The organism is Burkholderia pyrrocinia (assembly GCF_001028665.1).
Taxonomy (GTDB): domain Bacteria; phylum Pseudomonadota; class Gammaproteobacteria; order Burkholderiales; family Burkholderiaceae; genus Burkholderia; species Burkholderia pyrrocinia.
The window spans coordinates 1,380,256-1,405,722 of record NZ_CP011504.1 but is presented as its reverse complement, the minus strand read 5'-3'; the positions used below and the strand labels follow the sequence as shown (position 1 = coordinate 1,405,722).

Here is a 25,467-nt window from a genome sequence, read left to right as displayed (position 1 = left end):
TCGCACGCGCGACGAACGCGCCGCGCACGCACTCGGCGTGCAGGCGTGTGGCGCCGCCGTGTTCGGCGGCGGCCCGGCATGGTCCGAACGCACCGCATTCGCCCGTTCCGACCCGGGCACGCGATCGCCGGCGACACCCTGGCACATGCGATGCGGTGCCGCGCAGCGGCTCGCGATGCGCAAACGCCCCCGCACGGCATACGGGGGCATCGGACGGGAACGCTTGCTCAGGCAACCCGGCTTGCGCTGCCGATCAGGGTCTTGGGTTCCAGGTACGCGCTGATGCCCCACCGGCCCATTTCGCGCCCCAGTCCCGAATGCTTGAAGCCCCCGAACGGCGCAAGCGGCTCATGGGCCAGCGTATTGACGAGCACGCGGCCGGCATCGATCTGCAGCGCCACGCGCTCGCAACGTTCGGGATCCGTGCCCAGCACCACCGCACTCAGGCCATAGCGCGTATCGTTGGCAATGGCGATCGCATCGGCGTCGTCTTCGTAGGGGATGATGGTCAGCACCGGGCCGAAGATTTCCTCCTGCGCGATCCGCATCCGGTTGTTCGCACGAGAAAAGATCGTGGGCCTCACGAACCACCCGGCTTGCAAGCCTTCAGGCCGCCCTTCGCCGCCCGCCAGCAGCACCGCACCTTCTTCCTGCCCGATGCGGATGTAGTCTTGCACCCGCTCCCATTGCTTCGCGCTGACCATCGGCCCGATGTCGGTATCGGCGTCGCGCGGGTCGCCGGAGCGGATCAGTGCAACCGCATGCTTGATCACGTCCTCAAATTCCGCGAGCCGGTGGCGCGGCACCAGCACGCGCGTACCCGCGATGCACGCCTGGCCGCTGTTGGCAAATCCCGCCTGCAACACGAGCGGCATGATGCTCGCGAAATCCGCATCGTCGAGCACGACCGTGGGCGACTTGCCGCCAAGCTCCAGCGTCACGCGCTTCATCGTGGCCGCGCCCGCGCTCACCAGATGCTGGCCCACCGCGGACGAGCCGGTGAAGGAAATCTTCGCGACGTCGGGGCTGCGCGAGATCGCGTCGCCCACCACGTCGCCGCGCCCGTTGACGATATTGAAGACGCCGTTGGGCAGGCCCGCCGCATGCAGCGCTTCGGTGACGATCTGCGTCTGCATTGCGCTCATCTCGCTGGGCTTGATGACCGCGGTGCAGCCGGCCGCCAGCGCGGTGGCCAGCTTGTTGCAGATGAATCCCGCATCGCTGTTCCACGGCGTGATCAGGCCGGCCACGCCGACGGGCGTCATGATCACGCGGGCCGAGCCGGCCTGTTCCTCGAACGCGAACGACTCCAGCGCGGCGATGGCCTGCCGGATGGTATCCGCCGGATAGGTCGCCATCCAGCGGCCGCGCACGAGCGGCGCGCCGTATTCGGTCAGGATCGCCTGCATCAGGTCGTCTTCCCGCGCGACGACGGCCTCGTGCATGCGCGTGAGCGCGGCGATGCGCTCTTCCCGCGTGGTGCGCGACCAGCCGGGGAACGCGGCCTTGGCCGCGGCGATCGCCCGCTCGGCATCCTGCGCGTCGCCGAGGCGGACCTGGCCGATGACCTGCTCGGTGCTCGGGTCGTGCAGGTCGAACCATTCGTGGCCGTGCGGCGTCACGAATTCGCCGTTGATGTAGATGTGTTCGATGCGTTGCATGGTGCGTGCTCCTTTGCGCGTGTCCGACAAGCTGTCATGACACGCAGTCTAGGAATACATTACTGTTCTGATAAGCCGCTTTATGGCTGATGACGCATCCCGAAAATCAGGACAATCGATGCACCGCACCGGAATGACCGAACTGGAAGTAGTCCTGGCCGTCGCGCGCCGCAGCAGCTTTCGCGGCGCGGCGCTGGAGCTGGGCATGTCCACGACGGCGGTAAGCAGCGCCGTGGCCGGACTGGAAGCACGCCTGAAGGTGCGGCTGTTCAACCGCTCGACACGGAGCGTGTCGCTGACCGATGCAGGCCAGCGCTATGTGGAGCGCATCGCGCCCGCGCTTGCCGAGATCAGGAGCGCCGGCGAAGAAGCCGGCACCGGGCCCGACACGCCGAGCGGCACGCTGCGCATCAACGCGCCGCAGGGCGCCGCGCACATGTTGATGGAACCGCTGTTTTACCCGTACGCACAGCGCTACCCCGACGTCCGGATCGACATCGTGAGCGAGTCGCGCCTGATCGACATCGTCGCCGAAGGGTTCGACGCCGGCATCCGCCTGGCCGAATCCGTGCCGCAGGACATGATCGCCGTGGCGCTCTCGCGCGATATCCGCATGCTGGTGGTGGCGACACCCGAGTATCTGAAGCGCCACGGCACGCCCCGTCATCCGCGCGACCTGCTCGAGCACCAGAGCATCGGCATGCGCATGTCCCACGGCGGCATCTATCACTGGGAGCTCGAACGCAAGGGGCAGAAGCTGCAGATGGACCTGCCCGTGCGGTTGGCGCTCAATGAACTGTCCGCCATCAAGCAGGCGATCCTGCTCGGGCTAGGCATCGGCTTCATCTCCGAATGGTTCATCGAGGAAGAACTGAAAACCGGCGCGCTGGTGCCGGTGCTGGTCCCGTGGTGCCCGTCGTTCGGTGGACTGCGGCTCTACTATTCGGGCCATCGCTTCGTGCCCGCGCGGTTGCGCGCGCTGATCGGCCTGGCGCAAGAGCTGCGCTTGACCGGCGCGCCGTTGCGCGATGGGCAGGCGGGATGATGCGCGGGACTGCATCCACGTTTCCGGCGCGGGCCAGGTCACGGGTCTTGCCGTCGAAATGCGCGTCCCCGGCCGCCTGCATGCGCTCGCCCCGTCAGACCGCGACATGAAAAAAGCCCGCCGGCATCCGCCGGCGGGCTTTCGCATTCGACTGCTGACGCGGCGCTTAGCGCGCGGGGTTCAGCGTCAGGTTCATGTGACGGTTCACATCCTTGTACAGCAGGTAGCGGAAACGGCCGGGGCCGCCCGAATAGCACGCCTGCGGGCAGAACGCGCGCAGCCACATGAAGTCGCCCGCTTCCACCTCGACCCAGTCCTGGTTCAGGCGATAGACGGCCTTGCCTTCGAGCACGTACAGGCCGTGCTCCATCACGTGCGTTTCGGCGAACGGAATCACGCCGCCCGGCTCGAACGTCACGATGTTCACGTGCATGTCGTGGCGCATGTCGCTCATGTCGACGAAGCGCGTCGTCACCCACGCACCGTTGGTGCCCGGCATCGGGATCGGCTCGACGTCCTGCTCGTTGGTCACGAAGGCTTCGGGAAGCGGGATGCCGTCGACGGCCTGGTAGTGCTTGCGAACCCAGTGGAAACGCACCGCGGCATCGCTGACGTTGTGCAGCGTCCAGTCCGCGCCCGGCGGAATGAACGCATAGCCGCCCGGCTTCAGCACGTGCTTCGAGCCCTGCAGCGTCAGCTCGGCTTCGCCTTCGACGACGAACAGCACGGCTTCGGCGTTCTTGTCCTGCTCCGGCTTGTCGCTGCCGCCGCCCGGGTTCACTTCGACGATGTACTGCGAGAAGGTTTCGGCGAAACCCGACAGCGGGCGGGCGATCACCCACAGGCGCGTGTTCGTCCAGAACGGCAGCCAGCTCGTGACGATGTCGCGCATCACACCCTTCGGGATCACCGCGTACGCCTCGGTGAACATCGCGCGATCGGTCAGCAGATCGGTCTGCGGCGGGTGGCCGCCATGCGGCGCGTAATACGTTGTCTTAGACATAGTGCATCCAGGCAATGGGTTGGTCCGGCCCCGGGCGCTAACGGCATCGGGCGGCACGCCTGCGCGTGGGGCGCGCAGGCGGCGGCGGGACATCGTTGCCGGGGTGGCTTGAAAGCGCATGCGCCTTCGTTCGGTCGGCCAGGCTTCGCGACGGATCCGTCCGGTTGACCGGACGCGACGACCCATGCTGGCGGGTGCGGCGGCCGGGCCGCGGCGCTCGCGATCATGCGGCAAGGCGAGACGCGGCGGACGGCTCGGTTCGATTCCGTACGCGGGCATCGTTGACGATAGCGAAGTCGATCGCAATCGACCAATTAAATGTTGCGATGGAATCCATTCGATTTCCCACTACTCGCCGGCACCCGCGATGCACGATGAAACGGCTTGGCGCGGCGGCCTGCATATCAGGGAAATCCTGACGGCCGGCGCATTGCCGACGAAGCGCCGGGACAATCGATGCGGCGCCTCCGATCGCAGCCAGTCCGGTGGCGCGATGCAGGTCGCGATACATCTGGTTACGCGGCTGGCAGACGGTCGATGTGCGGTCGGTTGCAGGCGGCTCCGCTCCCGTTGCAAACCTTCGTCATGCCGGAACGGATTGACGCGACGAACGCGAACGGAACGTAGATGGCGTTTGCCAATTCTGCGCAGACGCATTCAGGCGCGGCAGACCGTGAAGTCGGGAAGCGGGGAAATACGACGAGGGGGAAATGGCCGGCCCGTCGATCGGGCGCATGGCAGCGGCGGATGAAGCCGGAAAGGGTCGCCGGGCTGGCCGGCGATGGCGGCCCGGCAGGCCGCCGGGCCGATCTTCGCGTCGGGTGCCGACGCCGTCGGCGCGACGGTGCGCAGGTCGCGCACCGTGCCGCGCCAGCGGCGATCAGTCCCAGTCGCGGTGGTGATGATGCTTGTGGCGACGATAGCCGCGATCGCCGCGATAACCGCGATCGCCGTAATCGCGCTCGTACGAGCTGCGCGACATGTTGCCGCCGAGCGCCGCGCCCGCGCCGCCGCCGACCGCCGCGCCCAGCAGGCCGCCCGTGCGGCCGCCCATCGCGTTGCCTGCCGCGGTACCTGCGCCGCCGCCGAGTGCGCCGCCGATGATCGCGCCGGTGCGCTCGCGCCGGTTCGACGTCACCGCGCCACCCGCGCCGCCGCCGATGGCGCCGCCGATTACCGAGCCGGTGCTGCCGCCGACCGCGCCGCCGACCGCTGCGCCGGCAACCCCGCCGAGCGCGCCGCCAAGCGCGTTGTTCAAATCACCGGCCAATGCCGGCAGTGCAGTCGTGCCGGTCAGCGCGGCGACGACGAGAGCGGGGGCAATTTTCTTCCACATTCCCGTATTCTTCCTTGTTCGCAATCTGGTTATCGAAGGTCCGCTCGGTACGACGATCTGAATCGATTGACGTCGATTCAGGCATTGTGCCGAACCCCGGACCAATTCATTTCATTGAGCTTGCGGCGAAGAATAGCACCGGTCCCGCCCCCCTGCCGTGGACATTCTGGTAACAAGTTGTTTGCGAATAACGGACGTGGAACGCGATCTCACAAATCGCTTGGAACCCGCGCCGGTATTGGCTTCAGCGACGATCAGGCCCTGCGGAACGGCAGACCTGACACATGCGCCGCCGCACGTTCGAGACACACGTGGCAACACATCGGGCACGTGTCGTGAGCACGCGCCGAAACGACAGTCGGTGTGGGATGAGGGGTCAGTACACGCCGGGCAGCAGCCGCCAGGTCCGCGCGCAATACGCGTCGTAATCGGCGCCGAATTGCGAACGCAGCAGCGCTTCCTCCGAGCGGATGCGCGCGACCAGCGGCACGATCATCAGCGCGACCAGCAGCACGCCGACGCCCGAGCGGAACGCGAGCGCCCAGCCGACCGAATTGACGAGCAGGCCGAGATAGCTCGGATTGCGGATGCGGCGGTAGATGCCGTCGGTCACGAGCGTATGGCCCGGCTGGATCGCGACGAGCCCGCTGAAGCGCTTGCCGAGCACGAACACGGGCCAGATGCGCAGCGCTCCGCCCGCGATGTACAGCGCGACGCCGAGCCATCGCACCGTATCGCCGCCGAAGGTCCAGACATCGAGCCGGTCGGTCAGCGCGGGCAGATACGCGAGCAGGAAGCCGCTCACCGCGAATGCCGCGAGCACCCAGCGGTTGTCGCGGTTTTCGCGCTCGCCGGTGCTCAGGTTGCCTTCGGTGAACATCGCGACGACGGCCATCGCGAGTGTCGCGACGACGATGACGGTCAGCGGCGGATGCGAGAAAAAGGCGGCGAACCCGCCGAAACCGAGCACGGCGAGCCCGAGATAGACGAGCGTGGCTACGCCCGACAGCACAGCGACCTTGCGTGTGACCGACATGGCTACCTCACCGGAGATGCGCTTTCCTGTGAAGTATAGGAACCGTGCGCACGATGCGACGCGCGCCGTCGTCATGCGGCGCGCGAATTCGCGCGAATCGTCCGGCGAAGGGCAGCGAACCGGTGCGGGCGGCGCCCGCGCCGGGGGCCCGATCAGCGAATGCGGAAGTTGCCGCCGATCCCGATGCTGACGGGCGGCGCGTAATACGCCGGCGCGTAGCCGTAGTAGGCCGGCGCGGGCGCGTAACCGTACGGCGGCGCGACATAGCAGCCGGACAGGCCGCCGATCAGGGCAAGCGTGATGAGAAGTCTGGACATGGCTCGATTCCCGGCGCGAAAGACGAATGACACCTTGCGGAGACCACGCCGCCGCGAGGGGCGGCGGCCGGCACGAAGAGGCGATCCGCTCTTCCTGTCGCTCGATGAAGTAATGCGCGGAGTCTAGCGCCGGGCTTGCCGAGCCGAGTTTCGCCGGCGGTTACACGTGTTACTTCGCGTGACCGCCGAAACAGGCGATGGCGGCGCGGCGGCCGGCCGGTTCTCACCCGCCGTGCCGTGCCGCGTGCCGTCGATCCGTTACACGAAACGCGCGCGAATACGCTCGGCGATCGATTCGAGCGTCGCCGCATCGGCGATGTCGCGTGCATGCATCCGCAATTCGGCGCCTTCCCAGCGCGGGATCACGTGGAAGTGCACGTGCGGGACCGTCTGGCCCGCCGCCGCGCCGTTGAACTGGCCGATGAACACGCCGTCCGGCTCGAGCGCCGCGCGCACGGCCGCCGCGACGCGCTGCGTCATGCGGATGCCGGCCGCGGCCGCGTCGCCGGACAGTTCGAAGATCTGCGCGGCCGGCTCCTTCGGGATCACGAGCACGTGACCGTCGGCCTGCGGCATCAGATCCATGATCGCAAGGGTTGCGTCGTCTTCCGCGACCTTCACGCATGGCAGTTCGCCGCGCAGGATTCTGGCGAACGGGTTGTTGTTGTCATAGGACATGGCGGTTTCCGATAACGGTTGGAATGGGTGAGCGTTCGATTCCCGACGATTATCGGCCGACGGCGGGCAGGATTTCAACGTGTCAGGTCGTGTCGCCATTGCAGCGAACAATGACTGCCGGCGCGCATGCAACGTGCGCAACCGGATGGAATAAGCAACCGTCGCCATCCGTTTATTTCGAGCGTGGGCTCGCGCGGCAAGATCGCGGACCCGTGCCGGACACCCGTCGGCTGCGCTGGCCGGCAGCCGGGATGACTGCTCGCGTTCATCAACCGGAGTCATGCCATGGACCCTCTCCCGTCCTGTCGTTCACCCGCCCCGACCGTCTTCGCCTTGCACCCGCCGGTGTTCGCGCACGCGTCGCACGCGATCGCGCGCACGTTGCGCCGCGCGGCGTGCGCCGCCGGGCTGGCCGCCTTGTCGTCGACGTTCGCGTGGGCCGGCGGCAACGACATCATCCTGCCGCCTTCGTCGGTCACCGCATCGACCGTGCCGGCCAACGGCGATCTCAATCCGTACGGCATCGCGTTCGTGCCGCGCGGCGTGCCGACCTGGAGCACGCTGAAACCGGGTGACGTCGTCGTGTCGAACTTCAACGCGGCGTCGAACCTGCAAGGCACCGGCACGACGATCGTGAAGCTGTCGCCCGGCAATACGCCGGCAACGTTCTTCCAGGGCCAAAATCTGGGCCTGACGACCGCGCTCACGGTGCTGCGCAGCGGCTTCGTGCTGGTCGGCAACGTGCCGACGCCGGACGGCAAGACCGTCGTCGCGCCGGGCTCGCTGCTCGTCATCAATCCGGCGGGCAATCTCGTCACGCAACTGGTCAGCGCCACGCTGCTCGACGGGCCGTGGGACATGACCGTGATCGATCGCGGCCAGCGCGTGACCGCGTTCGTATCGAACGTACTGAACGGCACGGTCGCACGGATCGAACTGGCGATCGGCAACGACGGCGTCACGATGCTGCCGGGCTCGCGCATCATCGCGTCGGGCTACGTGAACCGGACCGATCCCAGTGCACTCGTCGTCGGCCCGACCGGCCTCGCGTACGACCCGAACATCGACGTCCTGTATGTCGCGTCCACGGGCGACAACGCGGTGTTCGCGATCCAGAACGCCGCGTCGACGAACCGCAACGGCGGCGTCGGACGGATGATCTACTTCGACGCCAAGCACCTGCACGGCCCGCTCGCGCTGGCGCGCGCGCCGAACGGCCATCTCGTGACCGCGAACGGGGACGCGGTCAACCCCGATCCGCTGCAACCGAGCGAGATCGTCGAATTCACGGTGGACGGGCGCTTCGTCGCGCAGATGCAGGTCGATACCGCGCCGGGCTCGGCATTCGGCCTTGCGTTCGGGCATGGCAGCAAAGGCCAGCTGCAATTCGCGGCCGTCGACGACAACACGAATACCGCGACGGTCTGGGCACTGCGTTCTGACAACAACGACGCGCAATGACGCACCGTGTGAACGGGCCGCATGCGGCCCGTTCACCTGCGCGATCGACACATACGATTCACACCCGCCGGGCAACCTCCGACCGACCGACGCCACCCGGCGTCGCAAGCACCCGCGATTGCCACCGCTTGCCCGAACCTGCGACACTGCCGGTTCATGGCCCGCCCGCAGACAACCGAGGACGCCCGCGCATGACGACACCCATCAAGCCGTTGATCCGACGGGGCGCCGCCCTGGTGCTGCTGGCCGCGCTCGGCTATGCGGGATACATGCTGTCGCGGCTCGCGCCGATCGCGACCGGCTATGCGGCGAAGGCGCTGTGTTCCGGCGTGTACGTGTCGGGCCGCCCGTCCGCGTCCGTGATCGACGTCGACATCATGGCCGGCGTACATCCGCTGCTGAAACTGGTGCGCCCGTCGCTCGATCCCGACCATCATCGTGCGGTGGCTACCTTCGCCGGCTTCGCCGAGCGCGAAGCCGACTTCCGGCCCGGACTCGGCTGCACGCTCGCGCTCGGGCCGTCGCCCGGCGCGTTGCCTGCCACATTGCCTGCCCTTCCCGATCCACCGCCCGCGCAGCCGGCACCCGTCGCGCCACCCGCCGGCATCGACGCGCACAGGCTGCAGACCGCGCTCGACCGCGCATTCGACGAACCCGACCCGGCGCGGCCGCGGCGCACGCGCGCGGTCGTCGTGATGTGGCGCGGCCAGGTGATCGCCGAACGCTATGCGCCCGGCTTCACGGCCGACACGCCGCTGCCCGGCTGGTCGATGACGAAGACCGTGACGGCCGCGCTGGTCGGCATGCTCGTCGCGCAGCACAAGCTGTCGCCCGATGCATCGGCGCTGCTGCCCGAATGGCGCGGCAGCGGCGACCCGCGCGCGGCCATCACGCTCGACGAGCTGCTGCGGATGACGAGCGGCCTGCAATTCAACGAGGACTACGACGACCCGCTGTCCGACGTGGCCGTGATGCTGTTCACGCAGCCGGATACCGCGCGGTTCGCGTCGGCGAAACCGCTCGCCGCGACACCCGGCAAGCAGTGGTCCTACTCGAGCGGCACGAGCGCGATCGTCGCGCGCGTGATGCGCACAGCGATGGGCGGCAGCGAGGACGACTACCTCGCGTTTCCGCGCCGCGCGCTGTTCGCGCCGCTCGACATGCGCAGCGCGGTGTTCGAGCCCGATGCGTCCGGCACGCTCGGCAGCCCGTCGTACATGTATGCGAGCGCACGCGACTGGGCGCGCTTCGGGCAGCTTCTGCTGCAGGACGGCGAGTGGAACGGGCAGCGGCTGCTGCCGGAAGGCTGGGTGCGCTACCTGACGCGCGCGACGCCGTTATCGTCGCGCCAGGAGTTCGGCGCGCATCTGTGGGTCAAGGTGCCGGAGCCGTTCAACGATCGCGATCCGCATGCGAGCGCGATGCCGGCTGATGCGTTTCATGCGGTCGGCCATGAAGGCCAGTTCGTGAGCGTAGTGCCGAGCCGCCAGCTGGTAGTCGTGCGGCTCGGGTTGTCGCGGCCGGAATCCGCGTGGAATCACGAGACGTTTCTCGCGCGCGTGCTCGACGCGATGCCGGCACCCGGCGCGTGACGACGGGCCCGCGGGCCCGTGCATGCCGGTGGCGACGCGGCGGCGATTGCAACGCCGCCGCGCCGCGCGCTACCTGCGAAGCGTCACGGATTCGCGCTGCCGGCGTAGGTCTTGAAGCCTTCGCGCGTCGCGAGACGCTCGATATAGCGCGACACCGCCGGGAAATCCGGATGCTCGAACGGCGTGCCGAACCAGCGGTTCACCGACAGGCCGATCGGAATGTCCGCGAGCGTGAAGGTGCCGCCAGCCACGAACGCGCCGGTCGATTCGAGCTGCGCATTCAGCACGCGCATGTGCTTCGTCCAGCCCGCGATCGACTGCGCGATGCCGTCCGGATCCTGATGATCGGGCGATTTCCGCACGAGGCCGAGGAACGCGCCGACCCACGAGCGGTTCAGGTCCGTGCCCTGCCAGTCGATCCATTGATCGACCCGCGCGCGGGCCCGCGGCTCGGCCGGATAGAGCGCGTCGTCGCCATAGCGGTTCGCGAGGTAGCGGATGATCGTGTTCGATTCCCAGAGCACGAAATCGTCATCCTTGATGACGGGCACGAGCGCGTTCGGATTCAGCGCGAGATAGGCCGGATCGTTGGTCGTGCGGAAACCCGCGCCCCAGTCTTCCTGTTCGAATGGCAGGTTCAGCTCGGTGCACAGCCACAGCACCTTGCGGACGTTGATGGACGGGATCTTGCCGAGGATGTGCAGCATGCAGTCTCCTTGTGAGGTCGGATGCGGAGCGCCCGGGACGCACGACACGTCCCGAACGCGGTCACGTCGAATTTATACACGACTGCGGGGCAAGCGACAGGCCGGGTGTGCAAAATCGCCATGCGGCCGATTCGTCAGGTCGCGCAGCGCGTGCTCGGCGGTCGGGAACCTGAACATGAAGCCGTCGTGATGCAGCCGCGCCGGCATCACCCGCTTCCCATCCAGCAGCAGCTCGGCCATCTCGCCCATCGCGCAGCGCAGCGGCGCGGCCGGCACATGCAGCCATGCGGGGCGGCGCAGCACCTTCGTCACGACCTGCACGAACTCGCGCTGGGTCAATGCGCCGGGCGCCACCGCGTTGTAGACGCCGTGCATGCCCGCGTTCGACATCGCGCGCGCGATGATCCGCAGCACGTCGTCCCGGTGGATCCAGCTCATGACCTGCGCACCGTCGCCGAATCGTCCGCCCATCCCGAAGTAATGCGGCAGCAGCATCGGGCGCAACGCGCCGCCGGGGCCGAACACGATGCCCAGCCGCAGCACCACCGCGCGCACGCCATGGCGCTCCAGCGGCTGCGAGGACCGTTCCCACTGCCGGCACAGCTCGGACATGAAGCCGGTGCCGGCGCTGCTGCCCTCGTCGAGTCGTTCGTCGGCCGGCCGCACGCCGTAGTAGCCGATCGCGGAAGCCTGGATCCACGTGCGCGGCTTGACCTGGGCGGTCTCGACCCAGCGCATCAGCGACTGCGTGACGCCGACGCGGCTGGCGAGCAGCAGCGCTTGCCGGCGCTTGCTCCAGCGTGCGCCCAGCACCGGCGCGCCCGCAAGATTGATCACGGTGTCGAAGCGCTCATGCGGCTGCAACTGTTCGACGGACGTCACGCTGCGCACGCGTCCATGAAACTGGTAGGCCGCGCGCAGCGGATCGCGCGCCAGCAACGTGACCGTATGCCCCGCATCGAGCAGCTGGTTCACGAGGGTTTCGCCGATAAAACCCGTGCCGCCGGTGACGAGCACGTTGCCGGCCGGCTGCCCCGCGAACGGATTGGCAACCGGAGCGTGTCGCGCGATACGGCACGCGGCAATCCCGTCGCGGATACCCGACACCGTCACGCCGACGGCGAACAGGCTGAGCAGCCAGCCGCGCCAGCCGACGTCGATCGCGTGCAGCGCGGTCGGTTCGTGCGCCCAGACGGCCAGTTGCATCGCGAGCATCCCGAACAGCGCGCCGCCGTTGACGGCCAGCAGCGTGTGCAGCACGCGCTCGGTCGCCGGCAGCTTGCGGCTTTGGTCCTCGACGACGAAATCCCACAACGTCAGCACCACTTCGACAAGCACCACCGCCGCGATGGCCGCGACCCAGGCGCCGTGAAACGCGACGTTCGCGATCGATGCGAACACGAGGCCGTAGAGCACGGAACGCACCGCATGAATCGCCAGCTCGAGCCGCGCGCGCGGGCTGTTAGGCAGGTCCTGCGTGAGTTCGTGGTGATAAAGCGTATCGAATGCGCCCATCGCGCCCTGCACGATCAGCAGGTTGAGCGCCCAGTCGAAGGCAGGCAAGGTGTTCATACGGTATCCCTCCTCAACAGCCAGACAAGCGGCGGAACCATCGCGACGAGTGCGGCCGCGTCGAACGCCACGTGGCCCCACACACGGGCCTGCAATGAAAACAGCATGTCCTGCGGCGCCCAGATCAACAGGCCGGCCAGCAGCCATCCCCACACTTCCCGCCTGCGCAACCGGTTGCCGAGGTGGACGAGCGCCAGCATCCAGACCGACGCGCACTGCACCGTCGCGCCTATCAACGACATCCACCATATCTGCTGGGCACGCGCCGGTTCCGGTGCCGCGCCCGCCCAGAAATGCAGCTCGATGCCGCGGTGATACGCATCGACGAACGGTGCGCCGGCGAGCCACGGAACGGCCACGCCGACGAGCAGATGCACGATCGCCGCGGCATACATCCAGCTCACGACGATGCGTCGCGCGTTGTCGGGCGCAGGCCGAGGTGCAACGCGTCCTGCAACGTCGCCGATGGTCGGCACCGCTTCATTGATGTTCATGATCTGCACTCCTTCCTTTACCGAAAAAATCATGAATCGATCGGTCGACTGTTTTCAGGTACGACGCGCTTACGCCGGCTTGATCACCATCAGGAAGTAGACGGACAGCATCGCGAAGAACGACGGATAACCGAGCAGCTCCCAGCGCTTCGCATAGCGCCAGTAGCGCTCCGGCAATGCGCCGTCGCCGTTCACGTAAGCGAGCTTCGCCATCGCGGCGAGTTCGACCTGCAGCCACACGACCGGCAGCCAGCACGCGCCGGCGATCGCGTACAGCACGATCGACGCGACGAGCCACGGCGTATGCCACGGCCAGCCGGCCGTATGCGCGAGCCACAACCCCGACGCCGGCTGGAAGATCACGGCCGGTGTCGTAAACCACCAGTCCGCGCGCACCACGAGCCGCGACACGGCCGCGATCGCGGGCACCGACCGCGTGCGGTTCGCGAAGAACAGATAAAACGCGGTGCCGAACCCCGTGCCGACCAGCAGCACCGAGGACAGGATATGCAGCGCCTTGACGACGAGATAGGTATTCATGGTTGTTCTTCTTCTGAAAACAGGATCAACAGGATCGCGAGAATCGGCACGTTCTTGAGCACGGGGCCGAACGGTTCGGCCAGCAGGCCCGGCATCGTGACCGCGATGACGGCCGAGTACGCGACGATCAGCACGGCTTGCGCAACCCACAGGCGGCGCGACGGCGCGGCGACGGTCGCGATGCCGAACGCGAAGTCCAGCGCGCTTGCCGCGTAGAGCGCGACCAGCGCAGGCAGCCCCGTCAGGTGCGCATGCGCGAGCAATGCGAGGCTCGCGTGCAGCGGATGGATGAACGCGCTTGCGATGGCCGTCCAGATCCACACGATCGCGAGCGCGCCCAGCAGCAACGGGCGCCGCCACATCGCGAGCGCGTCGCGACGCAGCGCGGCCGCGTCCGCGCCGATGAAACCGCCGATGCCGCGTGGCGGCCGGCCGAGCACGGCCGCGGCAGCCGCCGGATCGCCGGTGTTTCCGCCGCGCAGCATCGTCCACGAGTCGCGAGTGAGCATTGCGCCCGGCAGCGTGCCGAACAGCGCGGCCGCCGCGCCGACCAGCGGGCCCGGCAGCGTCACGCCGGCGGCCGGCGGAAACCCGAGCGCGGCGCGGTAGCGGGCCAGCATCTCGCGGTATTCGACTTCGTCGTTGCCGACCACGTCGATCACCGCGCTGCCGGCCGCTGGCGCATCGAACGACTGCGCGACGAGCCGCGCGACGAGTTCGGCGAGGTCGTCGACGTGCACGGGACGCAGCCGTTGATGGCCGCCCGCCGGCAGTGCATGCACGGGCAGGCTCGCGAGCATCCGGAAAAACCGCGCCGACGTGCCGGCCGCACCGTAGACGAGCGCCGGACGCACGATCCGGAAATCGATCGGCAGCGTCTGCAGGAAGCGGTCGGCTGCGTGCTTGCTTGCGAAGTACCGCGTATCGCCGCGCTCGACGCCGAGCGCCGAGATCTGGATCACACGCCGCACACGCGCACGGCAGCACGCGGTGAAAAGCGCGCACGGCGCGGCGCGATGCACGGCGTCGAGCGTCGCGCCGCGTCGATCGGCGAGGATGCCGACCGCATTGATCACCACGTCGACGCCCTCCAGCCGCGCGAGCCACGTGTCGGGATCGACATCCTTCGCGAAGTCGATCCCGACGTCGCGCGGGCCGGCCGCATCGCGCACGCCATGCAGCACACGATGGCCGCCGGCTTCGAGCTGCGCGCACAGTGCCCGCCCGATGAAGCCGTTCGCGCCGCAGACGAGGACGGTCATGCTGCGTTCCCCGGTGTGGCCGCCCTGGCCGGTCGACGGCAAGACTGCGTTCATTTTCATCCTCTCTTTACAGTTATTTCTGTACAGACAGAAATATCAACCCCGAAAAAAGCGGGCTGCCTGCCCGCACTTCCGCTACCGCTTACTTCGACGACTTGCGCCTGACCGTCTGGCTGATCTTCGCGCCGATGCCGAGCGCCTTCATCAGCGTATCGGGCTTGAGCCGCAGCATCTCGTCCGACCAGGTCGTGAGCGTCTCGACGAACTGCAGCGTGTCGCGGATGCGCTGTTCGGTCTCGCGGCTCTCGTTGGCGATCTCCGGGCTCGTCAGGCAATCGCGCAGCACCGTGAGCGTCGGCTCGATCTCGCGCTGCCGCCGCCCTTCGACGATCAGCTTGAACAGTTCCCAGATGTCGGTCGACGTCTCGAAATGGTCGCGGCGATCGCCCAGCACATGCACGACCTTCGCGAGCCGCCACGCCTGCAGTTCCTTCAGGCTCGTGCTGACGTTGGAGCGCGCGACGTTGAGCGTCTCGGCGATCTCGTCGGCCGCGACCGGCCGGCCGGCCAGGTAGAGCAGCGCGTGAATCTGCGAGACGGTTCGGTTGACGCCCCACCGCGAGCCCATTTCGCCCCAGTGGAGAATGAATCGTTCGGCAATCGGTGTGAGTTCCATGTCGGGAAATTTATTCATTTCAGTTATTTCTGTCAAGAGAGAAATAACCGGATGATCCGGCACCTTCCGGCCGCGCCCGCCCGCGATCGGCCGCTTCCTTTACAATGCGCGGGATTTTTCCGATTTCAGGCCGTTTCCGCCTTTCTGAACAGGGGTTTCCATGATCATCAAACCGCGCGTGCGTGGCTTCATCTGCGTGACGACTCATCCCGTCGGCTGCGAAGCCAACGTCAAGGAACAGATCGACTACGTGACTTCGCACGGCCCGATCGCCAACGGCCCGAAGAAGGTGCTCGTGATCGGCGCGTCGACCGGCTACGGCCTCGCCGCCCGGATCTCGGCCGCATTCGGCTCGGGCGCGGACACGCTCGGCGTGTTCTTCGAGCGCGCCGGCAGCGAATCGAAGCCCGGCACGGCCGGCTGGTACAACAGCGCCGCGTTCGAGAAATTCGCCGCCGAAAAGGGGCTCTATGCGCGCAGCATCAACGGCGACGCATTCTCCGACAAGGTCAAGCAGGTCACGATCGACACCATCAAGCAGGATCTCGGCAAGGTCGATCTCGTCGTCTACAGCCTCGCGGCACCGCGCCGCACGCACCCGAAGACGGGCGAAACCATCAGCTCGACGCTCAAGCCGATCGGCAAGTCGGTCACGTTCCGCGGCCTCGACACCGACAAGGAAGTGATCCGCGAAGTCGCGCTCGAACCGGCCACGCAGGAAGAGATCGACGGCACCGTCGCCGTGATGGGCGGCGAGGACTGGCAGATGTGGATCGACGCGCTGGATGAAGCCGGCGTGCTGGCCGACGGCGCGAAGACGACCGCGTTCACGTATCTCGGCGAGCAGATCACGCACGACATCTACTGGAACGGCTCGATCGGCGAAGCGAAGAAGGATCTCGACAAGAAGGTGCTGTCGATCCGCGACAAGCTGGCCGCGCACGGCGGCGACGCACGCGTGTCGGTGCTGAAGGCCGTCGTCACGCAGGCCAGCTCGGCGATTCCGATGATGCCGCTGTACCTGTCGCTGCTGTTCAAGGTGATGAAGGAAATCGGCACGCACGAAGGCTGTATCGAGCAGGTGTACGGGCTCCTCAAGGACAGCCTGTACGGCGCGACGCCGCACGTCGACGAAGAAGGCCGCCTGCGCGCGGACTACAAGGAACTCGATCCGCAGGTGCAGGCGAAGGTCGTCGCGCAGTGGGACAAGGTGACGAACGAGAACCTGTACGAGCTGACCGACTTCGCCGGCTACAAGACCGACTTCCTGCGACTGTTCGGCTTCGAGATCGCAGGCGTCGACTACGACGCGGACGTGAACCCAGACGTGAAGATTCCGGGCATCATCGACACCACGGCCTGACGGCACGGCCCGCCGCGCGCGCAGCGCGGGCGGCGGGTCGTGCTTCCCGGCGGCGTCAACGCGGCGCCGGTTCTTCCAGATAGACGCCCGACGACAGCGTGGCTTTCACGTGCCGCGTGAACTCGTCGGTCGACACTTCCTCCGCTCCCGCTTCGATCGCGTCGTAGGCCTGGCGCACGACGTCGTCCGGCGTTGCCTTCGGCACGTCGAGGCCGCGCGTCAGGTCGGTATCGATGAAACCGGCATGCAGCCCGACGACCTGCGTGCGCTGCTCGCGCAGCGAATGGCGCAGCCCGTTGGTCAGCGCCCACGCGGCCGATTTCGACACGCCGTAGCCCGCCAGGATCGGCCGGTTCACCCAGCTCGCGACCGACAGGATGTTCAGGATCGCGCCGCCGCCATGGCCGGCAAGGGTTCCGGCAAACGCCCGCGACATCGCCAGCATCCCGAACACGTTGGTTTCGAAGTGCTCGCGCAGCGCGTCGGGCGCGCCGTCGTCCGTCAGGCTGCCGAGCCGCGCAATGCCCGCGTTGTTGATCAGCAGCGTGACGTCGCGCGCCGCGTCGGCCGCCGCGGCGACGGCCGCCGGATCGGTCACGTCGAGCTTCACGGGCACGACGCCCGGCAGCGTCACGGTGGCCGGATCGCGCGCCGCCGCATAGACCTTCCGCGCCCCTCTTGCGAGCGCCTGCTTCGCAAACTCGAGCCCGAGCCCGCGGTTTGCGCCCGTCACGAAAACGACTGCACCTTCGATCTTCATGATCGTTCCTTTCGCATGATGAATCGCATGCGCGCCGGCTCGTCGCGCGCGTGAGATCCGGTGGAAAACGAGGCTGCCATTACGTACCGAACCGTTGCGCCGCCAGATGACGGGCAGCAGACGGTGAGCCGTCCGCTTCCGGTCACCCTGCGGCGCCAAAGACCTCGACCGATTTCCATCCGTGTTCCCGCCGTGGCTTCGCACTGCCCGCCAAGTCGGCTACACTCGATATCAATGTCGATCACCATTGTCTTTGCGGTGCATTGTGTTCGCGCCGCCCGGGCATGTCAATTGTGACCGCCATTGTGTTTTTCAATCGACGCGATCAGCAGAATCAGGGAGGGATCGATGGGCGTATCAAGACAGCAGGCTGCCGAGAACCGGAGCGCGATCGTCGCGGCCGCCGAGCGGCTGTTCCGCGTACGCGGCGTCGACGCCGTCGGGCTGACGGAGCTGATGAAGGAAGCCGGCTTCACGCAGGGCGGCTTCTACAACCACTTCAAGTCGAAGGATGCGCTGGTCGCCGAGGTGATGGAAAAGGCGATGCAGGACCGCGCGGATTCGCCGAACGCCGGCAGTCTCGCCGCGCAGGTGGCGTTGTATCTGTCGGCAGCGCATCGCGACAATGTCGAGGCCGGGTGCCCGCTGTCCGGCTTCGCGGGCGACGCGCCGCGACTGACCGATGCGGCGCGCGCGCGCTACGCGCACGGCCTGACAGCGTATCTCGACCGGCTGGAACGGATGGTGGCGACCGAAGGCGCGACGCCTGAACAGACGCGCCGCGATGCGCTCGCAGTCTTCAGCCAGATGGTCGGCGCGCTCGTGCTGTCGCGCGCGATCGCCGGCACCGATCCCGCGCTGGCCGACGAGATCCTCGACGCGGGACGGGATGCGCTCACCGACGGACGCGACGGTCCGGTCGCGCCGGCGTAACGAAGCGCGCAGCGGCGCGCTGCGCTTCCCGCGCTCCCGCGCTATTCCACCGCTCGCGCGGCATCCCACAGCGGTTGCCCGCCCAGCGCCGCATGCCACGCATCGAAACGCGTGCGCCACGATTCGAACGGCTCCGTCAGCGGATGGCGCGGATCTTCGCTGAGCGAATACGCCATCCCTTCGATCAGCCAGCGCGGCTTGATCGCGACGGCCAGGTTGCCGAGCACTTCGGCCTGGCGGTGATGGATCAGCTCGTGCGCGAGAAAGTAGGTCTGCCAGCCGCGCGGCGCCACGGCCACGCCGAAATTGCCGAGCGTCAGTGCCGCGCGCTGGCCGAGGCCGAATGCGTCGGCGCACGCGAGCGTCGAGCAGAACACGACGCGCGGCGCGGCACGGAACCCGCCGACGGCCGCCGCCGCGCGCGCATAGCCGTCGCGATAGAGTTGCTGCGCGTCGCCGAGCTTCGCGGCATCGTCCGTGCAGATGTCGGCGCTCGGGCAGGACACGCCGGGGATCAGCGCGGGCGCGACGATGCGCAGCGGCTTGACGAGCGCGTACGCGGCAATCGGCAGTGCGACGAGCAGGCCCGCGAGGGCGAGAGCGACATGGGAGCGTTTCATCGAGGCGGCGGGTCCGTAGCGTCTTGTTGGCGTTCTTCCTGCGTGAATATATCGGACCGGCGACGCCTCCGGCCCTGCTTTTCGTTCCGGCCGGCTTCCGGCGCGGCCCGGCGCTCGACGCTCAGCGAGACCGGGGACACGTCCCTGCGCTCGCCGGCATCGTCATCGTCACGGCCGGCATGGCCTTGAACCTCGCCAGCCGGTGGCGATCCGGAGAGCGGCCGGCCACCCGGCTACCGCCCCCGCCGCGCACGGCTGAAACGGGCGACGCGCGTCACGCTGCGTGCCCAGAGCGCGTGTCGCCGGCGCCCGTCCCCCATCGGCTCCAGCGAATGCCAAGCCACAGGAGCACGGCGCTGCACGCGAACAGGATCGCTTCGACCAGCACGGTACCGACATGCCAGTACCGCGTCAGCAACACGACGGCGAGGTCGATCACGAAATGGATCGCGATCGCATACGCGAGCCAGCGCTTCGTGCCGCGCACGAATGCCTGCAGCACGATCAGCGACAGCCCGACATGCGCGGCCAGCGCGCTCGTGCGTTCGAGCAGCGCGAGAAACGGCGACGCGAGCGTCATGCCCGCGAACTGCGACCCGATCAGCGACTGCACGCCCTCGGGCACGACGACGCCCGCGTGCGCGAGCAGGTAGCCCGTGCCGAGCGCGAGAAACCCGACGCCGACCAGCAGCATCGCCTCCAGCCCGCCGTGCCCGAGCCCGAGCATCACGGCCGTCTGCGCGTCGCGCCGCTTCGGCAGCAGATACCGGAACGCGACCCAGCGCCCGCATTCCTCGAACAGCCCGGCCGTCAACGCCGCGAACACCAGCATCGGCAGATGCCAGCGCGGGTCGTGAGCGAGCCAGCGGTACAGCGGAACCTGCCACGACATGCGCAGCACTGGCTGGAACACGAGGAAGGTCAGCATGCCGTAGAAAAACACGCGCAACGGCACCTGCGTGCGGCGTCGCCACGCGGCCGCGAGCAACGCAGGCGCGAGCCACGCGACGACACCGGCCGCAAGCGTGACGAACAGGAGCGCGGGGGCGACGGGATGCATGGCGGATGCCGATGAGCGACGTGGACGCGCGCCGTTACGCGAGCTGCTTGTGGAAGAACGTCGTCGCGCAAAGCGCGCCATCGGGCATCAGCGCAAAGTTCGGCACGACGCCGACGCGCTGCCAGCCGGCCCGCTCGTACAGCCGCTCGGCGTCGCCGCCCGTCACGGTGTCGAGCACGAGCACGGTCTTGCCGGCGTCGCGCGCGGCCGCGTCGGCCGCCGCCATCAGCCGCGCGGCGACACCCTGCCGACGCGCATGCCGCGACACCAGCATCTTCGCGATGTCCGCGCGATGCGGCTGGTTCTCGGGCTGCTCGGTCACGACCTGCACGGTGCCGACGATCCGGCCGGCCGCGTCCTCGGCGACGAGCAGGATGCGCTCGCCGTTCTGGACGCCATCGGCCACGCGCGTCCAGAACGCGACGGCGGTCGAGCGCTCGATCGGCAACATGAAACTGACGGATGCGCCGCCCTCGACGCAGTCAATCAGCACATCGGCCAGCGCGTCGACGCAAGCTGTCGCATCGCTCGCGCCGACGCGGCGGACAGTAACAGGTTCGGTCATGCTATCTCCGGTAGTCAGGCGTGCCGCACCGCGTGAGCGCGGCGTATGCCTGGATCAAAAGGAACACCGGCCGATCGTCGCGGCTCACGCGACGGCGGCAGGCTTTCGGCAACGGGGCGCCCGGTCGGCGCGTGTTACCGCCCCATCATCCTACGCGACGAAAATTCCCGCTGCATCGCCTTTGCTTCGCCGCATGGCAAACTTTCAACTCGGTATCGACGACGTATTCCAAGCACTGGCCGATCCGACACGCTGCGCGATAGTCAGCGCACTCGGCGGCGGCAGGCGAACCATCTCTGAACTGGCCGCGCCGTTCGACACGGCGCTGCCATCGTTCATCAGGATTTGCTCCGGTAAACCCGGCCATTGATGGTGGGAAAGAAAGGAGTGCTGTTGACAGGCCGCTTCTTCCACGGGTTAGCATCACCGGTATGATTCTTGTCTACCGCTACCGGGTGAAGTCGCTCAACGGACTGCTTAACAAACAGAGCCGTGCGGTGAACTACGTCTGGAACTTCTGCAATGACACGCAGAAACACGCGCTCAAGTGGCGCAAGTGGCGAAAGTGCAACGGGCACGAAAGCACAAGCGACATATCGCGAAGCTGCACGCGAAGGTGGCGAATGCCCGCGCCGATTTCCAGCACAAGCTCGCGCTCGATCTGGTGCGGCGCTTCGATTACATCGCGGTCGGCAACGTGTCGGCCGTCAAACTCGCCAGAACCAGGATTGCGAAGAGCGTCTACGATGCATCTTGGTCCTCCTTTCGGAACAAGCTCCGTTACAAAGCGATGGCGCACGGGGCCACGTTCGAGGAAGTGGACGAAAGCGGTTCTACCCAGTCCTGTTCGGCGTGCGGGTCGAAAGACAGCACGACGCGGCCGAAAGGTATCGCGGGGCTGCGAATAAGAGAGTGGGCCTGCAGTGGCTGTGGTGTCTTGCATGATCGCGATACCAATGCTGCGTTGAACATTCTCCGATGCGGACGTGCATCGCCAGTAGTGGGAATCCTCCGCCTTTAGACGGACGAGGACGTCAAGAAGCACGTCGCCGTGCTCGAGCGCAGCGGCCTCGTCCAGACCCGGAAAACCGGCCGCTCGCGCACCTGCGCGCTGGTCGGCAGCCGGCTGACCGAGGCCGAGGAATGGCTCGCCGCGCAGCGCGCGCTGTGGGAAGCGCGATCCGATCGTCTCGTCGAATTCGTCGAACGCCGTCACCAGGAGGAGCAAGATGTCAGCAAGCGACGTCGAACCCGCTGAAGCCCACGATCTCGTCATCACACGCACGCTGCGCGCGCCGCGCCACGCGCTGTGGCGTGCGTGGACCGACCCCGAACTACTCAAGGAATGGTGGTGCCCGAAACCGTGGACCACCGAGGTGCGTGCGTTCGACCTGCGGCCGGGCGGCACCTTCCACACGTTCATGCGCGGCCCCGATGGCGGCACGAGCGACAATCCCGGCTGCTTCCTCGAAATCGTGCCCGAAGCGCGCATCGCATTCACGTCGATGCTTACCGGCGGCTGGCGGCCGCAGGTGCCGTGGCTCGGCTTCACGGCGATCGTCACGATGGCCGACGACGCCGCGGGCAGCCGCTACGAGGCGCGCGTGATGCACCCCGATGCCGCGACGCGCGAGCGCCACGAAGCGCTGGGTTTCTTCGAGGGCTGGAACACCTGCATCACGCAACTCGACGCATTCGCGGCCACGCTGCGCTGAACGCGGACGCGTGCGCGGTCATTGCATGCCGCCCCGCCCGCGCCTACGATTCCTGAAGGAAGCATGACGACACGCCGGCATCCGGCGTGCACCGTCGCGCGCGCTCCGCGGGAGGCGACATGTTGCACACGCACACGCATTCGACCCGGGTCAGCCGGCACCTGAACGCACCGCGCGGGCGCGTCTACCGCGCGCTGCTCGATCCGCACGCGGTCGAACAATGGAAGGTGCCCGACGGCATGACGTGCCGCGTGGACGCGTTCGATGCGCGCGAAGGCGGCGCGCTGCGCGTGTCGCTCAGCTACGACGTGCCGTCAGCCGGCACCGGCAAGACCACCACGCACACCGATACCTATCACGGCCGCTTCGTCACGCTCGTGCCGGACGAGCGGATCGTCGAGATCGACGTGTTCGAGACCGACGATCCGATGCTGCGCGGCGCCATGACGATCACGATCACGCTGTCCGACGAAGCGGGCGGCACGCGCGTGGACGCCGTGCACGACGGGGTGCCGCCCGGCGTGCCGGCCGCCGACAACGAGACCGGCTGGCGCATGGCGCTGGCGAAGCTCGCGGCGCTGGTGGAAGCCGGGTGAGCACGCACCAGCCTGTCGCGATACGCATCAGCCGAGCCGGTAAGCGCGCGTGACCGTGCCCCGGAACAGCGCGTCGCGCTCGTCCGGGCTCGCATGCGCGGTCAGCCGCTTGAACGCATTCCAGCCGTTCACGTACGAATACGAACCCTTGTCGACCGGGAAATTGCTCTCGAACATGCAGCGCTCGGCGCCGAACGCTTCGATGCACGTCAGCATCCACGGCTTCCACGCGTCGGCGAGCTGCCCGGAAGACGGCGGCCGCGCGCCCTTCTCGAAATCGAAACCGTTGATGCGCATCCCGAGCCCGCCGACCTTCACGTACACGTTCGGCAGTTGCGCGAGCGTGCGCATCGACGCCGACCAGCGCTCGAACACCTCCGGCCGCTTGTCCGCATAACTGGCGATCCGCACGACGCCGCCGCAATGATTGACGACGATCCGCGTATCGGGGTTCGCCTTCGCGAGCTCGAACAGCTCGGGCAGTTGCGGAAAGAACAGCCACGCGTCATATGACAGCCCGAGCGGCGCGAGCTGCGCGACGCCGGCCCGGTACGCGGAATCGAGCAGCAGCCCGCGCGGCACCGCCGACAGCGGATTGGCGAGCGTCGGATCGGCATCCCACGTGGTCAGGTGCCGAACCCCGCGAAACCGCCCGCGCCCCGCTTCGAGATGCGCTTCCAGCACGTCGCGCACGCGTTCGCCGAGCCGCAGGTCCGCGTGGCCGACGATGCCTTTCGCGACGGCCGGGCGGCCGTGCTGCAGCGGCTCGGTCACGCCGGCGACATAGGCCGTTTCCCCGGCCGGCTTCAGTTCGGCCGGGCCGGCATTGCGATAGCGCGTCTGCGCCTGCATGTAGACGGACGCCTGGATGTTGTGGCCCGAGCGCGCGTCCTGCAGATAGTCGTCGAGCATGTAGATCCAGCCCGGCCGTTCATAGAAATGGTGATGCGCGTCGACGATCGGCAGGTCGGGCTCGAGCGCGGGTTCGAGCGCCGACGCGAGCCAGTCGGGGCGGACCGCGAGATAGTTGCCTTGCGTCGTCATGCGGGAAGCTCCATCGTGGGCCGGCGCGGGCGTATCGGCGAACGCGGGCAGCGCGAGCGACGCGGCGGCCGCGCCGAGCAGCCGGCGTCGCTTGATCGAAATCGTCGTGTCCATGTCATTCGCTCCGGTCGAACGCATACAGCGACAGCGTGAGCAGCGTCGTGATCGCCAGCACGATCGCGAGGCCGAGCATGCCGGCCGTGAAGGTGCCGAAGCTGTCCTTCAGGTAGCCGACGAGATAGGGGCCCGCGAAGCCGCCGAGCGCGCCGATCGAGTTGATCAGCGCCAGCCCGCCGGCCGCTGCCTGGCCGGACAGGAAACGCGACGGCAGCGTGTAGAAGATCGTGCGGCCGGCAATCGTGCCGATCAGCGCGAGCGTGATGCCGACGAGCGCGGGCCCGAGCGTCAGGAAATGCGTCGACACGCCGAGCGCCACCGCACCGATGAACAGCCCGATTGCGAGGTTCGCGACCGGGCCGCCGCGACGGTCCACCCGCTTCGCCCACCACAGCAGCGCGACCGTCGCGAAGAAGTACGGCACCGCGGACAGCCAGCCCGTCTGCATCGTCGACATGCCGTGCGCCTTCAGCATCTGCGGCAGCCAGATGCCGATCCCGTACGAACCCATCGTGAAGCCGAACGAGATCAGCGCGAGCACGTACACGCGCACGTCGCGCAGCGCGACGCCGAAACGCTTCTTGCGGCCGGCGGCCGCGCCTTCGCGCTCGAACGCGCGCTGCAGTGCGGCGCGCTCGTCGTCCGACAGCCACGCGGCATCCGCCGGCGAATCGGACAGCAGCTTAAGCACGAAGAAGCCGAGCGCGCACGCAGGCAGCCCTTCGACGATGAACATCCACTTCCAGCCCGCGAGCCCGAGCGCGCCGTCGAGCTGCAGCAGCCACGTCGACAGCGGGCCGCCGATCAGCGACGACAGCGGCGTCGACACGGTGAACCACGCGAGCACGCGCGTGCGATAGCTCGGAGGAAACCACACGGCGAGGAAGAAGATCACGCCCGGAAAGAACCCGGCCTCGCCGATGCCCAGCAGCAGCCGGATCGTGTAGAAGCTCGTCGGCCCGGTCGCGAGCGCGGTCGCGGCCGCCATCAGCCCCCACGTGATCATGATGCGGGCGAGCCAGCGGCGCGCGCCGAAGCGGTACAGCGCGAGATTGCTCGGCACCTCGAACACGCAGTAGCCCGCGAACATGATCCCCGCGCCCCAGCCGAACTGCGTCGCGGTCAGCCCGAGATCGCGGTTCATCGTGAGCGCCGCGAACCCGACGCTCGTGCGGTCGAGGTAGTTGAAGAAGTAAGCCAGCGCGAGCAGCGGAATGAAACGCCACGCGGCCTTGCGCACGGCCCGTTGCTCGACCGACGCGTCGGTCTCGCGATCGGCGGCCAGCGCCGGGGAAGCGGATGTCATGGTTGTCT

Annotated in this window: 25 protein-coding genes and 4 pseudogenes; 10 read left to right on the top strand and 19 right to left on the bottom strand. The window is 67.7% G+C overall.

The window, feature by feature from the left end:
- Positions 1 to 227: 227 nt before the first annotated feature.
- Entirely contained in the window at positions 228 to 1,661 is a 1,434-nt protein-coding gene (locus ABD05_RS22530) for an aldehyde dehydrogenase family protein (RefSeq protein ID WP_047902284.1), read from the bottom strand.
- Between the two features lie 133 nt (positions 1,662 to 1,794).
- On the opposite strand from ABD05_RS22530, the gene ABD05_RS22525 reads away from it, so the two are divergent.
- Positions 1,795 to 2,706: a LysR family transcriptional regulator gene (locus ABD05_RS22525; RefSeq protein ID WP_082146195.1), complete on the top strand. Its 912-nt coding sequence runs from the start codon at positions 1,795 to 1,797 to the stop codon at positions 2,704 to 2,706.
- 166 nt (positions 2,707 to 2,872) lie between these two features.
- On the opposite strand, the gene ABD05_RS22520 is transcribed toward ABD05_RS22525, so the two are convergent.
- The 6 genes from ABD05_RS22520 to ABD05_RS22505 form a co-directional block, all read right to left on the bottom strand.
- Positions 2,873 to 3,709, bottom strand: coding sequence for a bifunctional allantoicase/(S)-ureidoglycine aminohydrolase (locus ABD05_RS22520; RefSeq protein WP_034181695.1), 837 nt, complete (start codon positions 3,707 to 3,709; stop codon positions 2,873 to 2,875).
- Between the two features lie 223 nt (positions 3,710 to 3,932).
- Positions 3,933 to 4,220 carry a hypothetical protein gene (locus tag ABD05_RS38370; protein ID WP_158361647.1) on the bottom strand — a complete coding sequence of 96 codons (288 nt, stop codon included), beginning with the start codon at positions 4,218 to 4,220 and terminating at the stop codon, positions 3,933 to 3,935.
- A 369-nt stretch (positions 4,221 to 4,589) separates the two neighbouring features.
- On the bottom strand, positions 4,590 to 5,045 hold the full coding sequence (locus ABD05_RS22515) for a hypothetical protein (RefSeq protein WP_034181694.1): 456 nt from the start codon (positions 5,043 to 5,045) through the stop codon (positions 4,590 to 4,592).
- Between the two features lie 376 nt (positions 5,046 to 5,421).
- Positions 5,422 to 6,081: a methyltransferase family protein gene (locus ABD05_RS22510; RefSeq protein WP_047902282.1), complete on the bottom strand. Its 660-nt coding sequence runs from the start codon at positions 6,079 to 6,081 to the stop codon at positions 5,422 to 5,424.
- Positions 6,082 to 6,233: 152 nt separating this feature from the next.
- Positions 6,234 to 6,398, bottom strand: a complete 165-nt coding sequence (locus tag ABD05_RS38650) for a hypothetical protein (RefSeq protein ID WP_167347856.1) — start codon at positions 6,396 to 6,398, stop codon at positions 6,234 to 6,236.
- Between the two features lie 258 nt (positions 6,399 to 6,656).
- Entirely contained in the window at positions 6,657 to 7,076 is a 420-nt protein-coding gene (locus tag ABD05_RS22505; RefSeq protein ID WP_047902281.1) for an HIT family protein, read from the bottom strand.
- A gap of 285 nt (positions 7,077 to 7,361) precedes the next feature.
- Here ABD05_RS22505 and ABD05_RS22500 point away from each other — a divergent pair, with 285 nt between their 5' ends.
- Both ABD05_RS22500 and ABD05_RS22495 read left to right on the top strand, forming a co-directional pair.
- A complete protein-coding gene (locus ABD05_RS22500; RefSeq protein WP_175804824.1) occupies positions 7,362 to 8,537 on the top strand; it encodes a YncE family protein in 1,176 nt (391 codons plus the stop codon).
- Positions 8,538 to 8,728: 191 nt separating this feature from the next.
- On the top strand, positions 8,729 to 10,129 hold the full coding sequence (locus ABD05_RS22495; RefSeq protein ID WP_047902280.1) for a serine hydrolase domain-containing protein: 1,401 nt from the start codon (positions 8,729 to 8,731) through the stop codon (positions 10,127 to 10,129).
- Positions 10,130 to 10,212: 83 nt separating this feature from the next.
- Here the strand turns inward: ABD05_RS22495 and ABD05_RS22490 are convergent, their stop codons facing one another.
- The 6 genes and pseudogenes from ABD05_RS22490 to ABD05_RS22465 form a co-directional block, all read right to left on the bottom strand.
- Complete coding sequence (locus ABD05_RS22490; RefSeq protein WP_047902279.1) at positions 10,213 to 10,836, bottom strand: glutathione S-transferase family protein; 624 nt, start codon at positions 10,834 to 10,836, stop codon at positions 10,213 to 10,215.
- A 72-nt stretch (positions 10,837 to 10,908) separates the two neighbouring features.
- Positions 10,909 to 12,408: a TIGR01777 family oxidoreductase gene (locus tag ABD05_RS22485; protein WP_047902278.1), complete on the bottom strand. Its 1,500-nt coding sequence runs from the start codon at positions 12,406 to 12,408 to the stop codon at positions 10,909 to 10,911.
- Positions 12,405 to 12,851: pseudogene (locus ABD05_RS22480) on the bottom strand (DUF393 domain-containing protein); the annotation flags it as partial. The pseudogene ABD05_RS22480 and the gene ABD05_RS22485, both read right to left, overlap by 4 nt.
- 120 nt (positions 12,852 to 12,971) lie before the next feature.
- The gene (locus ABD05_RS22475; protein WP_047902277.1) at positions 12,972 to 13,442 is read right to left on the bottom strand and encodes a DUF2269 family protein; all 471 of its coding nucleotides are present in this window, start codon (positions 13,440 to 13,442) and stop codon (positions 12,972 to 12,974) included.
- Complete coding sequence (locus ABD05_RS22470) at positions 13,439 to 14,758, bottom strand: SDR family oxidoreductase (RefSeq protein WP_047903732.1); 1,320 nt, start codon at positions 14,756 to 14,758, stop codon at positions 13,439 to 13,441. The genes ABD05_RS22475 and ABD05_RS22470 overlap by 4 nt, the downstream gene beginning before the upstream one ends.
- A gap of 88 nt (positions 14,759 to 14,846) precedes the next feature.
- Complete coding sequence (locus ABD05_RS22465; RefSeq protein WP_047902276.1) at positions 14,847 to 15,380, bottom strand: GbsR/MarR family transcriptional regulator; 534 nt, start codon at positions 15,378 to 15,380, stop codon at positions 14,847 to 14,849.
- Between the two features lie 160 nt (positions 15,381 to 15,540).
- On the opposite strand from ABD05_RS22465, the gene fabV reads away from it, so the two are divergent.
- Positions 15,541 to 16,743, top strand: coding sequence for an enoyl-ACP reductase FabV (gene fabV / locus ABD05_RS22460; RefSeq protein WP_047902275.1), 1,203 nt, complete (start codon positions 15,541 to 15,543; stop codon positions 16,741 to 16,743).
- Positions 16,744 to 16,798: 55 nt separating this feature from the next.
- Here the strand turns inward: fabV and ABD05_RS22455 are convergent, their stop codons facing one another.
- Positions 16,799 to 17,503, bottom strand: a complete 705-nt coding sequence (locus ABD05_RS22455; RefSeq protein WP_047902274.1) for an SDR family oxidoreductase — start codon at positions 17,501 to 17,503, stop codon at positions 16,799 to 16,801.
- 348 nt (positions 17,504 to 17,851) lie between these two features.
- On the opposite strand from ABD05_RS22455, the gene ABD05_RS22450 reads away from it, so the two are divergent.
- A complete protein-coding gene (locus ABD05_RS22450; protein WP_047902273.1) occupies positions 17,852 to 18,436 on the top strand; it encodes a TetR/AcrR family transcriptional regulator in 585 nt (194 codons plus the stop codon).
- Between the two features lie 41 nt (positions 18,437 to 18,477).
- On the opposite strand, the gene ABD05_RS22445 is transcribed toward ABD05_RS22450, so the two are convergent.
- The 3 genes from ABD05_RS22445 to ABD05_RS22435 form a co-directional block, all read right to left on the bottom strand.
- Positions 18,478 to 19,056, bottom strand: coding sequence for a membrane protein (locus tag ABD05_RS22445; protein ID WP_047902272.1), 579 nt, complete (start codon positions 19,054 to 19,056; stop codon positions 18,478 to 18,480).
- Positions 19,057 to 19,330: 274 nt separating this feature from the next.
- Positions 19,331 to 20,116: a YhfC family intramembrane metalloprotease gene (locus ABD05_RS22440; protein WP_047902271.1), complete on the bottom strand. Its 786-nt coding sequence runs from the start codon at positions 20,114 to 20,116 to the stop codon at positions 19,331 to 19,333.
- 34 nt (positions 20,117 to 20,150) lie between these two features.
- Positions 20,151 to 20,681: a GNAT family N-acetyltransferase gene (locus ABD05_RS22435; protein WP_047902270.1), complete on the bottom strand. Its 531-nt coding sequence runs from the start codon at positions 20,679 to 20,681 to the stop codon at positions 20,151 to 20,153.
- A gap of 193 nt (positions 20,682 to 20,874) precedes the next feature.
- Here ABD05_RS22435 and ABD05_RS36550 point away from each other — a divergent pair.
- The 5 genes and pseudogenes from ABD05_RS36550 to ABD05_RS22420 all read left to right on the top strand — a co-directional run.
- A pseudogene (locus ABD05_RS36550) lies at positions 20,875 to 21,024 on the top strand (ArsR/SmtB family transcription factor); the annotation flags it as partial.
- A 216-nt stretch (positions 21,025 to 21,240) separates the two neighbouring features.
- Positions 21,241 to 21,702 (top strand): annotated as a pseudogene (locus tag ABD05_RS36545) (RNA-guided endonuclease InsQ/TnpB family protein); the annotation flags it as partial.
- 18 nt (positions 21,703 to 21,720) lie between these two features.
- Positions 21,721 to 21,939 (top strand): annotated as a pseudogene (locus ABD05_RS36540) (transcriptional regulator); the annotation flags it as partial.
- On the top strand, positions 21,911 to 22,396 hold the full coding sequence (locus tag ABD05_RS22425; protein WP_047902269.1) for an SRPBCC family protein: 486 nt from the start codon (positions 21,911 to 21,913) through the stop codon (positions 22,394 to 22,396). The pseudogene ABD05_RS36540 and the gene ABD05_RS22425, both read left to right, overlap by 29 nt.
- A gap of 119 nt (positions 22,397 to 22,515) precedes the next feature.
- On the top strand, positions 22,516 to 22,992 hold the full coding sequence (locus tag ABD05_RS22420) for an SRPBCC family protein (RefSeq protein ID WP_047902268.1): 477 nt from the start codon (positions 22,516 to 22,518) through the stop codon (positions 22,990 to 22,992).
- Between the two features lie 27 nt (positions 22,993 to 23,019).
- On the opposite strand, the gene ABD05_RS22415 is transcribed toward ABD05_RS22420, so the two are convergent.
- Together ABD05_RS22415 and ABD05_RS22410 are read right to left on the bottom strand one after the other, a co-directional pair.
- On the bottom strand, positions 23,020 to 24,150 hold the full coding sequence (locus tag ABD05_RS22415; RefSeq protein WP_047902267.1) for an amidohydrolase family protein: 1,131 nt from the start codon (positions 24,148 to 24,150) through the stop codon (positions 23,020 to 23,022).
- A gap of 1 nt (position 24,151) precedes the next feature.
- Positions 24,152 to 25,459, bottom strand: a complete 1,308-nt coding sequence (locus ABD05_RS22410; RefSeq protein ID WP_047902266.1) for an MFS transporter — start codon at positions 25,457 to 25,459, stop codon at positions 24,152 to 24,154.
- Positions 25,460 to 25,467: the final 8 nt, after the last annotated feature.

What these genes read in the sequence shown, in the direction of transcription:
- ABD05_RS22530 (WP_047902284.1), bottom strand. Translation starts at nt 1,661, where the DNA reads ATGCAACGCATCGAACACATCTACATCAACGGCGAATTCGTGACGCCG.
- ABD05_RS22525 (WP_082146195.1), top strand. Translation starts at nt 1,795, where the DNA reads ATGACCGAACTGGAAGTAGTCCTGGCCGTCGCGCGCCGCAGCAGCTTT.
- ABD05_RS22520 (WP_034181695.1), bottom strand. Translation starts at nt 3,709, where the DNA reads ATGTCTAAGACAACGTATTACGCGCCGCATGGCGGCCACCCGCCGCAG.
- ABD05_RS38370 (WP_158361647.1), bottom strand. Translation starts at nt 4,220, where the DNA reads ATGTATCGCGACCTGCATCGCGCCACCGGACTGGCTGCGATCGGAGGC.
- ABD05_RS22515 (WP_034181694.1), bottom strand. Translation starts at nt 5,045, where the DNA reads ATGTGGAAGAAAATTGCCCCCGCTCTCGTCGTCGCCGCGCTGACCGGC.
- ABD05_RS22510 (WP_047902282.1), bottom strand. Translation starts at nt 6,081, where the DNA reads ATGTCGGTCACACGCAAGGTCGCTGTGCTGTCGGGCGTAGCCACGCTC.
- ABD05_RS38650 (WP_167347856.1), bottom strand. Translation starts at nt 6,398, where the DNA reads ATGTCCAGACTTCTCATCACGCTTGCCCTGATCGGCGGCCTGTCCGGC.
- ABD05_RS22505 (WP_047902281.1), bottom strand. Translation starts at nt 7,076, where the DNA reads ATGTCCTATGACAACAACAACCCGTTCGCCAGAATCCTGCGCGGCGAA.
- ABD05_RS22500 (WP_175804824.1), top strand. Translation starts at nt 7,362, where the DNA reads ATGGACCCTCTCCCGTCCTGTCGTTCACCCGCCCCGACCGTCTTCGCC.
- ABD05_RS22495 (WP_047902280.1), top strand. Translation starts at nt 8,729, where the DNA reads ATGACGACACCCATCAAGCCGTTGATCCGACGGGGCGCCGCCCTGGTG.
- ABD05_RS22490 (WP_047902279.1), bottom strand. Translation starts at nt 10,836, where the DNA reads ATGCTGCACATCCTCGGCAAGATCCCGTCCATCAACGTCCGCAAGGTG.
- ABD05_RS22485 (WP_047902278.1), bottom strand. Translation starts at nt 12,408, where the DNA reads ATGAACACCTTGCCTGCCTTCGACTGGGCGCTCAACCTGCTGATCGTG.
- ABD05_RS22475 (WP_047902277.1), bottom strand. Translation starts at nt 13,442, where the DNA reads ATGAATACCTATCTCGTCGTCAAGGCGCTGCATATCCTGTCCTCGGTG.
- ABD05_RS22470 (WP_047903732.1), bottom strand. Translation starts at nt 14,758, where the DNA reads ATGAACGCAGTCTTGCCGTCGACCGGCCAGGGCGGCCACACCGGGGAA.
- ABD05_RS22465 (WP_047902276.1), bottom strand. Translation starts at nt 15,380, where the DNA reads ATGGAACTCACACCGATTGCCGAACGATTCATTCTCCACTGGGGCGAA.
- fabV (WP_047902275.1), top strand. Translation starts at nt 15,541, where the DNA reads ATGATCATCAAACCGCGCGTGCGTGGCTTCATCTGCGTGACGACTCAT.
- ABD05_RS22455 (WP_047902274.1), bottom strand. Translation starts at nt 17,503, where the DNA reads ATGAAGATCGAAGGTGCAGTCGTTTTCGTGACGGGCGCAAACCGCGGG.
- ABD05_RS22450 (WP_047902273.1), top strand. Translation starts at nt 17,852, where the DNA reads ATGGGCGTATCAAGACAGCAGGCTGCCGAGAACCGGAGCGCGATCGTC.
- ABD05_RS22445 (WP_047902272.1), bottom strand. Translation starts at nt 19,056, where the DNA reads ATGAAACGCTCCCATGTCGCTCTCGCCCTCGCGGGCCTGCTCGTCGCA.
- ABD05_RS22440 (WP_047902271.1), bottom strand. Translation starts at nt 20,116, where the DNA reads ATGCATCCCGTCGCCCCCGCGCTCCTGTTCGTCACGCTTGCGGCCGGT.
- ABD05_RS22435 (WP_047902270.1), bottom strand. Translation starts at nt 20,681, where the DNA reads ATGACCGAACCTGTTACTGTCCGCCGCGTCGGCGCGAGCGATGCGACA.
- ABD05_RS22425 (WP_047902269.1), top strand. Translation starts at nt 21,911, where the DNA reads ATGTCAGCAAGCGACGTCGAACCCGCTGAAGCCCACGATCTCGTCATC.
- ABD05_RS22420 (WP_047902268.1), top strand. Translation starts at nt 22,516, where the DNA reads ATGTTGCACACGCACACGCATTCGACCCGGGTCAGCCGGCACCTGAAC.
- ABD05_RS22415 (WP_047902267.1), bottom strand. Translation starts at nt 24,150, where the DNA reads ATGGACACGACGATTTCGATCAAGCGACGCCGGCTGCTCGGCGCGGCC.
- ABD05_RS22410 (WP_047902266.1), bottom strand. Translation starts at nt 25,459, where the DNA reads ATGACATCCGCTTCCCCGGCGCTGGCCGCCGATCGCGAGACCGACGCG.